This window comes from Nonomuraea polychroma, assembly GCF_004011505.1.
Taxonomy (GTDB): domain Bacteria; phylum Actinomycetota; class Actinomycetes; order Streptosporangiales; family Streptosporangiaceae; genus Nonomuraea; species Nonomuraea polychroma.
The window spans coordinates 4,037,851-4,049,493 of record NZ_SAUN01000001.1 but is presented as its reverse complement, the minus strand read 5'-3'; the positions used below and the strand labels follow the sequence as shown (position 1 = coordinate 4,049,493).

Sequence of the window (11,643 nt, the reverse complement as noted above, 5' to 3'; positions counted from 1 at the left end):
ACGTCACGTAACCGCGCTGTCACAAGGATCGGGTCGCCGGCATCTTGTGCTCGTTCAGCGCCACACGCGACAACACAAGGGAATGCATCATGGAACCTCGCTTGAACCTCGCAGGCAGCCCGCTCGCAGCCAAGTCGATGAAGTACATCGCCTCGGCCAGCAGGGTGATCATCAAGGAGTCGACGCTGCCGCCCGCGACCCAGGACCTGGTGATGCTCCGCGCCAGCCAGATCAACGGTTGCGGCTTCTGCACCGACATGCACACCAAGGACCTCGCGCATGCCGGGGAGACCTCGGTGCGCATCAACCTGGTCGCGGCCTGGCGGGAGGCCACGGTGTTCACCGACGCCGAGCGCGCCGCCCTGGAGCTGACGGAGCAGGGCACCCGCATCGCTGATGCCGCCGGCGGCGTCACAGACGAGGCCTGGGCGACTGCCGCCAAGCACTACGACGAGGAGCAACTCGCCGCCCTGGTGTCGCTCATCGCCCTCATCAACGCCGCCAACCGCCTGAACGTCATCGTCCAGCAGCCCGCCGGCGACTACCAGCCCGGCCAGTTCGGATAACGAGAATTCCCCTGTGGGGAAGGAACGTCATGAGCTCAGCGCTCGAAAACCCTTCGCCGTGACTTCGGCGGCGACACCATCGAACCGGGCGGAGCGGCAGCCATCGTCGGGGTGTGAGCGATCTCGACATTGCCGGCCTCGGCCCAGTCCGCGGCCCGGCGGCACCGCTTGGCTGGTCCGAAGCGGCGAGTCGTTGTCGTACGGGATCGCGATGCGCTTCCCGGCGGGGTGCAGGGAACGCGGCTCACGGAAGAACTCCAGGAATGAACGCGCCGATCGGGAACGGATCCCGATCGGCGCGTCGCAGGCCACAGGCGGCGGTATCAGCCCAGATGCCGGGCGAAGAACTGCAACGCGCTGTCCGCCTCAAAGGCCGGCACGTCCCCGTGCTTGCCGGGGTTGGCGTGCAGCGTCTTCTCAGCCGAGGCCAGAGCGTCGAACAGCGCCAGGGCCTCCTCGCGCGGCACCCGCTCGTCGTCCCACTGCACCAGGAACTGCACGGGGACGGTGACCCCGGCGGCGGCCTCGGCCGAGGCCAACGACGTCCCGTTCAGTCCCAGCACCGCCGCGCGGATCCGTGGCTCGGCGGCGACCAACGGAATGCCGAGAGCGCAGCCCAGTGACGTACCCCAGTAACCCACTGGGCCCAGATCCCCGACCGCGTCCAGGACTGAGCGCCACTCCGGGACGGTCTGGGCGGCGAGCAGCGTGTGGAGCTCGGCCAGCAGCGGGACCGGGTCGCCCGCGTCGGCCATGCAGGCCCGCATCTCGGTGATGATCCGGTCGTGTTCGGCGGTCTTGGGCCGGTCGCCGTGAGCCGGGGCGTCGATGGCCGCCGCCGCGAAACCGCACTCGGCCGCCAGCCGGAGGGCGCGGCCCACGACGCCAGGAGCCTGCTTGTGCTGGCCACCGCCGTGTCCGATGAGGATCAGGGCACGGGGTTCAGCGTCTTCCGGCGTCCACAGCACGCCGGGGATCTCGCCGAGGGTGAAGGATCGTTCGGTGACGCCGTCGGTCGACGTTTGCGAGGTGAAGCGCATGCGCGTTTCAAGCCTTTCGGGATGCCTTGTGCGGGCGCTCCCTAGGCAATACGGGGGAGGGAGGCCCGACCTGTCACAGCGTTGATCGGTCTCACCTCCTCAGTTCGCAGCAGTACACGGCGACGCCGAACGTACCACAAGCGGCTCCATCTCCGTGGTGGTGGGGTAAGTCCGGCCCATGTTCTGCGGGCCAAGAGCGTCGGGGCGTGGAAGCAGGTGTTCGGATTTCGCCGGCTACGGGCTGCACGCCGACAGCGACGAGAGCATCACCCCCGCCCTGAAGGAGGTCGGCGAGCCGGCCGCCGGAGGCCGGCTACGACCGGTGATCGACAGCGGGTTCGCTCTCGAGGACTTCGAAGACGGCTATGCCCGTCTCGCCTCGTCATCGTCGTCGAGCTCTGAGCGCCGAAAGGCCCGGACGCCCGATCCGGGCACGACGGAGGGCATGCGTTGCGCTAGAGGGCGTGGTCATAGGGGGGTTGCTGGAGAAAGATTGCGGCGCAGGAAGTCCAGCTCCAGCAGGAGCAGGTTCTCGGCGACCTCCTCTTGGGCGGCCATGTGCGAGACGCCCGACAGCGGCAGGACGGTGTGCGGGCGGCCCGCGGCCAGCAGCGCGTCGGCCTGGTCATCCAGCGCCGCGCTCAGCTTGTCGAGGTGGATGGCCCGCTCCCAGGCCGGCCCCCGGCCCGGTGTGCCCCGCCCGTCCACGACCAGGACGGCGAATCCCTGGTCGGCGAACCACTGCGAGACCGCGAAGTCGTCCAGTCCCCGCAGGACCAGGGCGCCCCCCGGTCCGGCATACGGGGCTAGCAGCACCGGCAGCCGCTGCGAGCCCGGCACGTGCCCCGTCGGGAACATGATCGCGCCGCGCAGCTCCCGCTTGCCCAGCGACACCAGTTCCACCGTCGGGCGCAGGACCGGGATCGCGCCGTTCGAGGCGATCCGCGTGGCTGCCCGCCCGCCGGTGACCGTGACGCGTACCCCGTGCTCCTCCAAGGTACGGGTGACGACAAGCGTGACGCCGCCGCCACGCGTGCCCGTGTGCACCCCTGGCTCGGAGGTGACCCTGACCAGCCCTTCGGCCCTGGAGTAGCTGTACAGGTGGCGTTCGGTCGACTCGTCGCAGCACTGCGCGAGCACGGTGTCGCCGTCCACCGCCAGGATCTGCAGCACCTGCAGGCCCGGAGGCGTGACCAGGTCGTCTCCCACCATCAGGCGGCGGGTGTCGTCCCGGTCCACCGTCCAGACCAGCTCCCCACCGGCTGTGCGGGCGGGCGTGCCGGGCACCAGCTCCAGCCAGGCGTCGTCGGTGTCCTCGCGGAGCAGCGTGGTGGCGCCCGTCCCGGGGTCGACCTGCAGAACTCGGGTGGTGCGCTGGTCACGGCTCTGCACCAGCACCAGCAGGCCCTGCCCGGTCCACGACACCGCCGCGACGTACTCGAACGCCGTCCTGTCCCAGATCACTTCGGTACGCTCTCCGGCCGGCGTGGTCAGCCAGAGCGTCACATCGGCATTGGCGGTGCCGGCCGCCGGATAGGCCATGGTTCTGGGCGGCCTGCCCGGGTCGGCGGGCTCGGACAGGTGCCACTTGCTCACCCCAGTGTTGTCCACGCGCGCCACCAGCAGGCGCGTGCCGTCGGGCGCCCACCAGTAGCCCCTGTGCCTGGCCATCGACTCGGCCGCCACGTGCTCGGGCAGTCCCCAGGCCACTTCGGGGCCGTCGGGTGTCAGCACCGGCCTGCCGTCGACGTACAGCGCGCCGTCGGACACGTGGGCGACGTGGTGCCCGGACGGGTCGAGCCGCGGGTCGGAGCCGGTCGCACCGAGCGGGGTGATCGCGCCGGTCAGCAGGTCGACGGTGTGCAGCTCGCCGTCGAGCGCATAGACGGCTTTGGTGACGGCGGCGTCGGTGGCGTAGGCGACGATGCCGCTCGCGCGTTCGCGGGTGCGTTCCCTGCGTGCGCGCTCCGCCTCCGGCAATGTCGCGCCCGACGGGGTGCCGGGGTCCACGAGCAGACGTTCCTCCCCGGTGGCCACCGTCAGCGTCCAGAGCCGGTTCACCGGGTCGTCACCGGCCGAGGACCGCAGGAAGACCACCCGGGCGCCATCCGGGGAGATCGTGAAGTCCCGCGGGATGCCGAGCTTGAAACGGGCCGTGCGGGCATGCTGGCGGGGAAGCGTGAGGGGAGGCATGGGGGATCATAGGCATGGCTGTCAAGCCCGCCGCAAGGCTGAGGTCAAGGCGTGGGTCCGGTACACCCGCTGAAGTCGAGCTCGTGACAGGCGCGGGCGTCTGCGGCCGGCAAGAAGATCACAGACGCCCGCGCTCCCGTCGTCAGCGCGAGGTCACGAAGGTACGCGGCCTAGCGCGGCTGCTGCTGCTGCGGTGCGCTCTGGCTGGGCGGACCAGTGGTCGCCGACGTCGGTTCGAGCTGGGGCATCAGGGCTTTGAGTGCCCGCTCGGTTTCGCGGCAGGCCTCTGCGCAGATGCGGCAGTGCTCGTGCCGGCTGCTGTGCTCGGAGCAGGAGTCGCCGCAGGTCTTCGTCGCCTGGATCGCGGCCTGTACCTGGGCGCGCGAGAGGTTGGCGTCGTAGCCGGTGTGCCGCGACAGGACCGCTGCGGTGGTCGAGCAGATGGCGGCGCAGTCGAGGTTGTCGCGAATGCATCGGCTGAGCATCGGCAGCCGGTCGGCGGGCTCCGACAGGCACGCGTCGGCGCAGGCCGTACATGCCTGGGCGCAGGCTTCGAGCGCGTCGATGACGGATGCCAGCTGCCTGTGGTCGATATTGATCTCGGCCGGGTAGGCGTCCAGCATCTTCTCGGTATAGGTCATGGTGACCTCCTTGGTATCGGGTGTCCGGAAACGCCTACCCGCGGCGGCCACATGCAGGCCTGGATATGGCATTTTGAGAGGTCGCCGTAGTACTCGAGAAGAATCGGGTGATGAGCGGGGTGCCGCCGTGTCCGCGAGGGCCGGCTGCGTCAAGAAACTCCCTCCAGCCCCACTTGGGCGCGCACCCGGCCTGGTCAAAAGGTTTCAGCCGCAGTGGACGTTGTTCAGCTCGGTGATCTTCCAGGCCGGCACCGTTGCGCCGACGTCAATGCACTGGCCAGGCGCCGAGACGTACACCGGGCCGGCGTAGTACTGGTAATAGTCGGCATCGGTGTCTTCCTGGCTGCCGTCGGCTCTGGAGATCGAGACTCTCTTCCAGCTCATGGTGTTGGCGTAGGCGCCGTAGCCGTAGGCCAGGGCGCAGTTCTTTCCGGTGCTGGAGCCGTAGTACACCTCCAGCGTGCCCGTGCGGGTCCCGCTCTGGGGGCGCCGTATGTGGCCCCAGTTCGTGATCACGATGAGCTTGATCTGGCGTTAGCAGTGGCCCCGCAGTGCTCGTGACGGCCCTGCGCCGGCCGGAGGCCGAGCCGAGAGCTGGAGCGGCACCTTGGTCTCGCCGATGTGAGTGGCGCCTGGGTGGCGCAGCTGGTGGGGGCGAGGCGAGGTGAGCTCCATCAGGACGCGGACGCGGTCGTAGCCGACCCGTAACCGCCTAGCCGGGACGGTGCCCGTCGAGGGTGGTGCGCAGGGCGGTGATGAAGGCGGTGGTGGCGGGCGGGTCGGGTGGCTCGCCGAACGCCGCCAGGTGGATCCGGCGCCGCACGGCGGTCAGTTCGGTGGCCTTGACCCCCTCCGCGTGGTGGGTGCGCAGGGCCAGTCCCGGCATGGTGGTGACGCCCAGCCCGGCGGCGACGAATGCCTGCTGGACGAGGATGTCGTCGCTGCTGTACGCGATGCGCGGGGTGAACCCGGCAGCCTCGCAGATCCGGACGAGGTCGCCGCGGCAGTTCGGGCACCCGGCGATCCAAGCCGAGTCCCGGTGGTCGGTGAGGGCCTGCCCCGACTCGCGGCTGAGCAGGTACACCGGGTCGTCGAGCAGGTAGGAGTAGCGGATGCCGTCGTCCGGCATCGTGTCCTCGTACGAGAACACGATGGCCAGGTCTGCCGATCCCTCGCGCAGCATCCGGCGGGCGGCCGTGGGATGGGCGTCGCCGAGGTGCAGTTCGATGTTCGGGTACGACTCGCGCAGGGCCACGGCCGCCGGGAGGACCAGGACGCTCAGGGCGGAACTGAAGGCGGCGAGCCGGACCCGGCCGGTCTGCAGCCCGAGCTGGGCGGCCAGTTCGGCGCCGGCGGCGTCGACCCGGCCGACGATCTCCGTGGCGCGGCGGGCGAGCAGTTCTCCTTCGGGGGTGAGCCGGATGCCGCGCCCCACGCGCTGGATGAGCCTGGCGCCGGTCGCCGCCTCCAGCCGGGCCAGGTGGTGGCTGATCGAGGGCTGCGAGTAGTGCAGGACCTTGGCGGCTTCGGTGACCGAGCCGTGGGCGGCGACCGCGGCCAGGACGCGCAGCCGGACGATATCGAGCATTCATCAAAGATATCAATGGATTTTCGCCAAGAGTGGCATTAGACGCATGTGACCCCCATGGGCAGACTCGGAGTTGAGATCACCTGGAGGTTCGCCGATATGTACACGTACCGGGAACTGTTCCGCACGCCCGAGTTCACGCCGCTGTTCACGGCCTCGTGCGCGCAGGTCGCCTCGACCACGCTGAACGGGCTGGCGCTCGCCACGCTGGTGTACGACCGTACGGACTCCGCGCTGCTGGCGGCGCTGGCCGCGTACGGCTGGCGCGGTACGAGGACAGCTACCGGCTCTGCTACGTCCGCGGCCCCGAAGGGATCATCGTCGGACTGGCCGAGCAGCTCAGCTGACGACGCATCGCGGCCGACCTGCGACCAGATCCGCTTTTGGGCCAAGAAAGACCACAACGAGAGGGATGACCGTGCAACCGTACGAGATCACTGAGATTCTGAACCGACGATCAGTCAAGAACTGCTGGCCCGCGACGTGACCCGCCTGGCCTACGTCGCCAAGGACGGCACACCCCGCAACGTCCCGATCATCTTTGCCTGGAACGGCGCGGAGATCGTCATGTGTACTCCGAAGAACGCTCCGAAGCTCCAGGCTGTTGAGCGAGAACGCCGCCTTCAGTTCTTCGGCGAGGGTGACCAGGTCGATGCCGCGGCCGAGCCGCTTGTGCTAGTGGACCACGAGGGTGACCTCGACACCGGAGGCCCGCAGTTCCCGGGTCAGCGCGACGGCGCGTTCGAGCTCGGGTCGCCTCGTGGCGCGGGTGGAGATCTTCTCGGAGAAGATCCGGGTGACGCCGGCCTTCGTGAGGGAGTCGAGCTGAGTGTCCAGGGACTGGCGCAGCATGGAGGCGCGGGCGTACCCGATCCGTACGTGCCCGGCCGGCTCGACGCCGGCCGCTACAGGGCAGGGCAGTTCGCCCCAGACCGTCCCGGGCTTGCGCACGGCCGGGGTGGGGACGTTCAGCGCTTTAGCGAGCGAGGGCACGAGCCGGAACCGGGCGGTGTGGTAATGGATGGCGACCTTGCCCTGGGCGGTGCAGCAGGGTGAGCCGGCCGGGGCGGCGCAGGATGAGAAACACAGCTTCGTTCCATGCGGGCGATCATGTCGGGATTCACAAATGGGTTCTGCCTCCGGCGGAGGATGCACTGCCTTGATCGATTCCCGTATGAGAAGTAATCGTTTCCCGAACTCTGCCGGGTAGTTCTGCATGTCCCGAGATGTGCCAAGCAGGGGATATCAGAGGACGGTTACAACTCGCGAACCGCCCACTTAGATCGCAAGTCAACTGAAGGCGAGCGTTACCATCCAGCACAGCAGCGCGCCGAACACGGTGATCAACCCGACCCGGATCCAGTGCGTGGCAAGCAGCAGGCGCAGCAGTCGGGGGTCACGTCGACGGCTGAGGCGCACTTGGAGCGGCGCCCAGTACGCCGCGGTCGCGGCCAGCATGACCGCCTCGATGGCGAACGCGAGCCAGGCGGCCCAGCCTGGCACATACAAAGGCCGCAGCACGATGAGCAGCAGGGCGCCCAGGATGGCCAGTCCGTGCGGGATGAAGGCCGTACCCGGCAGGCGCCGCTTGTGGGCCTCGTGGTAGGCGCTCCATTCTGATTCGCCGACCAGCGCCCAGACGGGATAGACCACGACCTGCGTGAGCCAGATGACCCCGACGTTGAACATCGCCGCAGTCAGCGTCGCCAGCAGCACGATCTCGCTCGTGTTCATCCGTGTCTCCAATGCTCAAGAAGTGCCCTCTTCACTGCGCTGACTCGGCGCGTCCTGCGATGAACTGCGATCACGTGTTCGACCGATAGCCGTCGTAGTCCCGCCAGCTGGGGCTCTGGGCCATGAGTTGCTCCCAGGTAGGCCAGGTCACCTGGGTCTTTTGGCGAAGGAGTTCGCCGGGCATGGTGAACGGCGGCGCCTTGTGCGGCTTGTCGAGTGCCTGACCGACGATCGTGTCCTTGAGCACGGCCGCGGCGTGCAGGCGCGGGAGTACGGCATGGACGCGGTCGGCGTAGCCGGCGGGAAGGGTGTGCGGCCCGACAGGGCCGAGGTCGAATCCCGAGCCAGCCGTCACCAGCGCGATTTCGGGTCGCTTGCGCCCGGCGATCCCAGGGTACAGATGCAGGGCGATGGCGTCCCAGACGATCTCCGCCTTCTCCGGTGCCAGCCCGTGTTCGGTGAGGAAGGCGGCGGCCAGGTCAGCGCCGTCGAGGTCGAAACTCTGCTCGCCGTTGCCTTGGTCGCTGAGCCCGGCATCGTGCAGCACGCAGCCCAGGAACAGCAGTTCGTCATCGTAGTCGCGGCCTGGTCGCAGACCTTCGCGCTCGCCGAGGAAGCGTGCGTAGAGATAGGACCGCATGCTGTGGTTGAAGATCGCCCGGTCCTCGATGCCGCGGGCGAAACGCAGGGCGGCCAGTGCCAGCTCAGTGCGGGGGATCGGCAATTCGTGGAATGTGTCGTTCACGTCAGTCTCCTTGGGGTTGCCGGTGAGGGATTGCTTGCTCGGGAACGGTCACGGAGTTGCCACAGTGCGAGCAGTCCGCCGATGGCGGGGATGGCGGCGCGCCAGCGGGCGCCGGATGAGGCGGTGGCCGGGGCCAGCACCGTGGCCGTAATGACGACGAGGTAGGCCATGCCGTGCAGCGGACCGACCAGAGAGGAGATCGCTTTGATGTGGGTGGCGAACAGGTTGATCAGCAGAACCATCAAGGAGACGGCCTCAACGACGGCCGCGATCCGCAGCGTACGCACTCCAGATCACGCTCCCGCGCCCGGACGTACGATCATCAGAACAACGACGACCACCCACAGGAGGTTGTAGAGGCCGGCGAGCATGGACAGCGTGCGCAACCGGTCGCGGTCGCCGGGTTCGGCGAGCGCGTCGCGCTGGCGCGGATAGATCTGCAGCGCCAGCAGGAGGCCCGCGGCGGCGGTGAGGACCATGGCAAGGGTGATCCAGATCTCGCCACTGCGGCCTTGGACGAAGCCCAGGACGATACCGGCAGCCGGCACGATCAGACCCAACGCGCTATAGCCACGGGTGATGCGGTGCAGTGAGACGGCCACAGCGCGGTTGCGCTCTTCCGTCGCTTGCGAGGTTTCGGACGGCGGGGTGCCAGGGGCGTCCGGCTCGCCCCCGCCGACCGGAACGTCGGCGATGAGCGGGACGTAGCGGGGAAACAGGCTCGTCGCGACCGCCGAGCCTCCGACGAACACGATGCCGGCCACGACATGCATCGACAGCAACAAATACTCCATGGTTCTCTCTCTAACTTTCAGAGTGTCTGAAGCTCAGCAGGCAAGCATCAGGCTCTGAAGGAAGTCGGGGTAGCGAAATCATGCACGTGACCAGCACCAGGGGGGGTGAGGCCCACTGCCGATGGATCAGCATGGATGCTCACCGTGTGCATGGTGTTGTGCGTTCATCTGACATATGACTGCGTCGATCCGAAGCAGCCACGTTTGGTCATGAGATCGGACAACGGCAGCGACTCAATGGGCCGAGAGGTGCCGTCAGTCGTCCCAGCCGCTGGCGTCGAGGAAGCCCTCCCAGGAGGTGTAGGGAGCCTCAGGGTGCCGCTGATGCAGGATCTCGCCGGGCAGGGTCATGGGCGGCGCCGTTCTCGCGGATCGGCGAGGCCCTGCGCGATGACGGCGTCGGTCAGTGCGCGGGCGCCACCGTGACGGGGGTAAACGGCGTGCACGCGATCGGCATATCCGGCGGGCAGTTGGTCGGGCCCGCCGGTCAGGTCGATGCCGATGCCGTCCTGGGCGATCGCGATCTCCGGCGGGCGGCGCCGGGCGAACACCGGCGATGGGTGGAAACCGTAGGAGGTGTGCAAAGCGATGCCGTCCCAGACGGTGTCGACGCGGCCGTCGGTGATGCCGTGCTTCTCCAGGAACCGGGCGGCGAAGTCGGCCCCGTCGATTTCGCACCGCTGGCCGGTGTCGGCGCGTTCGGTCAGTCCCATGTCGTGCAGCACCGCAAATGAGGAACATGACTTCGGCGTTGTAGTCCCGGGCCCGGTCGGCGTCCGGCCTGGGCGGCGGCAGCTCGTCCGAACACGAAGCTGCGCAGGCTGTGATTGCGAAGGTACGGCTCCTGTGCGTCCGTCACCAGCCGGTGGGCCGCCCGGGCGATACGTGTTGTGGGAAAGGAGAGGTCGGCGTACTGATCGCCGGTGTCGGCGGCTGAAGCGGAAGGCGTGCCGACCGCCAGGCCCGCTGCGCCGGCGAGGCCGGCTCCCAGTAATGTCCGGTGGGGCAGGAACGAGCTCATACGGTCTCCTTGAGACAGTCACGTCATTTGACGAACGAGATGGCGTGGGATGTGCGGAAGCGTTGGCGATAAGCGGTCGGAGTCGTGCCCAGAACCTGCAGGAACGCCCGGCGCATCGTCTCGTCGGACCCGAAACCACAACTGCGGGCGACCGAGGCCACGCCGACAGCACTGGTCTCCAGGAGGACCTGTGCCGCTTCCACCCGGACCCGCTCGACGTACTGACTGGGGGTGAGCCCGACCTCGCGACGGAACAGCCGGGTCAGATGTCGCTCGCTCACCGCGACACGCGCCGCCATCGTGGCGAGACTGTGGTTCGACGCCGGTTCGGCCACGACCGCGTCCAGGAGCCGGCGCAACGCGGCGTGACGTGGCGTGGCGATGGCCCCGCGAACGCTGAATTGCGACTGGCCGCCTGGGCGTTGCAGGAACACGACCAAGTATTTGGCCACCGTCCGCGCGATGTCCGGACCGTGGTCCTCCTCGACGAGGGCGAGCGCCAGATCGATTCCGGCGGTGACACCGGCCGAGGTCATCACCAGCCCATCACGAACGTAGATGGCATCGGGTTCCACGGCGACCCGCGGAAACCGGGACGCCAGATCAGCGCAGGCGGCCCAGTGTGTCGTGGCTCGCCGCCCATCGAGCAGACCCGCCTCCGCCAGCAGCAATGCGCCCGTGCACACCGATGCCACCCGACGCGCGCGATGGCTGATGTCGCGCAGCCGGCCCAGAAACGCCGCGTCAGGGCGGTCACCGTCGGGGTACGCGTAACCCGGTATCAGCAACGTGTCGACCGGGCCCTCGACATCGCCCAAAGCCAGGTCGCTCCCTAAAGGCATACCGATATCCGTGTGCACGGACCGTCCGTCGACCGAAGCAAGCCGGATGCGGTAGCCGCCGGACCCGTGCAGAGCCTGCACCGGTCCGGCCACGTCCAGCAGCACCACCCCGTCATAGACGGCCACAATTACATCTCGCACCCCACCAGCCTCGCCGCCCCCGCAAAAGTCCACAAGGACCACTAGCCCACAAATCCGGACATTGACGGCTGCCCGGCCTGCCCCAGACCGCCAACTGCACCGGCGACGCCAACGGCAAGGGCTGCCATCTCACCCTGTTGCCCGAGCTGAATGCATCGAACGTGCGGGCGTGCATTCCGCAAGGTCACCAAGGAAGCGGGGATCGGAACCGCCTGGAGTCGCCGCGCCCTGGTCACTCGTTCGTCTCCATCATGAGTGACCAGGGCGTGCCCATCGAGACCATCGCCGATCTCGCCGGGCACGCGGGCACCAGCGTCACAGAAGCGGTCTACCGGCAC

At 68.4% G+C, this 11,643-nt stretch carries 15 protein-coding genes; 2 read left to right on the top strand and 13 right to left on the bottom strand.

Annotation, left to right across the window (positions count from 1 at the left end; translation table 11 throughout):
- The first annotated feature begins 89 nt into the window (after positions 1–89).
- The gene (locus tag EDD27_RS18455) at positions 90–566 is read left to right on the top strand and encodes a carboxymuconolactone decarboxylase family protein (protein WP_127933525.1); all 477 of its coding nucleotides are present in this window, start codon (positions 90–92) and stop codon (positions 564–566) included.
- 323 nt (positions 567–889) lie between these two features.
- On the opposite strand, the gene EDD27_RS18450 is transcribed toward EDD27_RS18455, so the two are convergent.
- From EDD27_RS18450 to EDD27_RS18430, 5 genes are all read right to left on the bottom strand, one after another.
- Entirely contained in the window at positions 890–1,606 is a 717-nt protein-coding gene (locus EDD27_RS18450) for an alpha/beta hydrolase family protein (RefSeq protein ID WP_127933524.1), read from the bottom strand.
- Between the two features lie 468 nt (positions 1,607–2,074).
- Positions 2,075–3,799 carry a DPP IV N-terminal domain-containing protein gene (locus EDD27_RS18445; RefSeq protein ID WP_127933523.1) on the bottom strand — a complete coding sequence of 575 codons (1,725 nt, stop codon included), beginning with the start codon at positions 3,797–3,799 and terminating at the stop codon, positions 2,075–2,077.
- Between the two features lie 170 nt (positions 3,800–3,969).
- Complete coding sequence (locus EDD27_RS18440) at positions 3,970–4,440, bottom strand: four-helix bundle copper-binding protein (RefSeq protein ID WP_241564108.1); 471 nt, start codon at positions 4,438–4,440, stop codon at positions 3,970–3,972.
- A gap of 204 nt (positions 4,441–4,644) precedes the next feature.
- Entirely contained in the window at positions 4,645–4,956 is a 312-nt protein-coding gene (locus EDD27_RS18435; protein WP_127933522.1) for a hypothetical protein, read from the bottom strand.
- A gap of 196 nt (positions 4,957–5,152) precedes the next feature.
- Entirely contained in the window at positions 5,153–6,028 is an 876-nt protein-coding gene (locus EDD27_RS18430; RefSeq protein ID WP_127933521.1) for a LysR family transcriptional regulator, read from the bottom strand.
- A 57-nt stretch (positions 6,029–6,085) separates the two neighbouring features.
- On the opposite strand from EDD27_RS18430, the gene EDD27_RS55570 reads away from it, so the two are divergent.
- Positions 6,086–6,469, top strand: coding sequence for a hypothetical protein (locus tag EDD27_RS55570; RefSeq protein WP_206641495.1), 384 nt, complete (start codon positions 6,086–6,088; stop codon positions 6,467–6,469).
- A gap of 234 nt (positions 6,470–6,703) precedes the next feature.
- Here the strand turns inward: EDD27_RS55570 and EDD27_RS58715 are convergent, their stop codons facing one another.
- From EDD27_RS58715 to EDD27_RS18385, 8 genes are all read right to left on the bottom strand, one after another.
- Positions 6,704–7,246: a recombinase family protein gene (locus tag EDD27_RS58715; RefSeq protein WP_127940778.1), complete on the bottom strand. Its 543-nt coding sequence runs from the start codon at positions 7,244–7,246 to the stop codon at positions 6,704–6,706.
- A 72-nt stretch (positions 7,247–7,318) separates the two neighbouring features.
- Positions 7,319–7,762, bottom strand: a complete 444-nt coding sequence (locus EDD27_RS18410; protein WP_127933520.1) for a hypothetical protein — start codon at positions 7,760–7,762, stop codon at positions 7,319–7,321.
- A gap of 70 nt (positions 7,763–7,832) precedes the next feature.
- Positions 7,833–8,507, bottom strand: coding sequence for an HD domain-containing protein (locus EDD27_RS18405; protein ID WP_127933519.1), 675 nt, complete (start codon positions 8,505–8,507; stop codon positions 7,833–7,835).
- The gene (locus EDD27_RS18400) at positions 8,504–8,794 is read right to left on the bottom strand and encodes a DUF3817 domain-containing protein (protein ID WP_127933518.1); all 291 of its coding nucleotides are present in this window, start codon (positions 8,792–8,794) and stop codon (positions 8,504–8,506) included. The genes EDD27_RS18405 and EDD27_RS18400 overlap by 4 nt, the downstream gene beginning before the upstream one ends.
- Before the next feature lie 6 nt (positions 8,795–8,800).
- Entirely contained in the window at positions 8,801–9,301 is a 501-nt protein-coding gene (locus EDD27_RS18395) for a hypothetical protein (RefSeq protein WP_127933517.1), read from the bottom strand.
- A gap of 347 nt (positions 9,302–9,648) precedes the next feature.
- Complete coding sequence (locus EDD27_RS55560) at positions 9,649–10,014, bottom strand: hypothetical protein (protein WP_206641493.1); 366 nt, start codon at positions 10,012–10,014, stop codon at positions 9,649–9,651.
- Entirely contained in the window at positions 10,005–10,322 is a 318-nt protein-coding gene (locus EDD27_RS55555; protein WP_206641492.1) for a hypothetical protein, read from the bottom strand. Before EDD27_RS55555 ends, EDD27_RS55560 begins: the two co-directional genes overlap by 10 nt.
- Positions 10,323–10,345: 23 nt before the next feature.
- A complete protein-coding gene (locus EDD27_RS18385) occupies positions 10,346–11,290 on the bottom strand; it encodes a GlxA family transcriptional regulator (protein ID WP_127933516.1) in 945 nt (314 codons plus the stop codon).
- Positions 11,291–11,643 lie beyond the last annotated feature (353 nt).

Bases quoted from the DNA above. Each gene is read 5' to 3' on its own strand.
- EDD27_RS18410 (WP_127933520.1), bottom strand. From the start codon at position 7,762: ATGAACACGAGCGAGATCGTGCTGCTGGCGACGCTGACTGCGGCGATG.
- EDD27_RS55560 (WP_206641493.1), bottom strand. From the start codon at position 10,014: ATGGGACTGACCGAACGCGCCGACACCGGCCAGCGGTGCGAAATCGAC.
- EDD27_RS58715 (WP_127940778.1), bottom strand. From the start codon at position 7,246: ATGCAGAACTACCCGGCAGAGTTCGGGAAACGATTACTTCTCATACGG.
- EDD27_RS18430 (WP_127933521.1), bottom strand. From the start codon at position 6,028: ATGCTCGATATCGTCCGGCTGCGCGTCCTGGCCGCGGTCGCCGCCCAC.
- EDD27_RS18445 (WP_127933523.1), bottom strand. From the start codon at position 3,799: ATGCCTCCCCTCACGCTTCCCCGCCAGCATGCCCGCACGGCCCGTTTC.
- EDD27_RS55555 (WP_206641492.1), bottom strand. From the start codon at position 10,322: ATGAGCTCGTTCCTGCCCCACCGGACATTACTGGGAGCCGGCCTCGCC.
- EDD27_RS18440 (WP_241564108.1), bottom strand. From the start codon at position 4,440: ATGACCTATACCGAGAAGATGCTGGACGCCTACCCGGCCGAGATCAAT.
- EDD27_RS18455 (WP_127933525.1), top strand. From the start codon at position 90: ATGGAACCTCGCTTGAACCTCGCAGGCAGCCCGCTCGCAGCCAAGTCG.
- EDD27_RS55570 (WP_206641495.1), top strand. From the start codon at position 6,086: ATGGGCAGACTCGGAGTTGAGATCACCTGGAGGTTCGCCGATATGTAC.
- EDD27_RS18450 (WP_127933524.1), bottom strand. From the start codon at position 1,606: ATGCGCTTCACCTCGCAAACGTCGACCGACGGCGTCACCGAACGATCC.
- EDD27_RS18395 (WP_127933517.1), bottom strand. From the start codon at position 9,301: ATGGAGTATTTGTTGCTGTCGATGCATGTCGTGGCCGGCATCGTGTTC.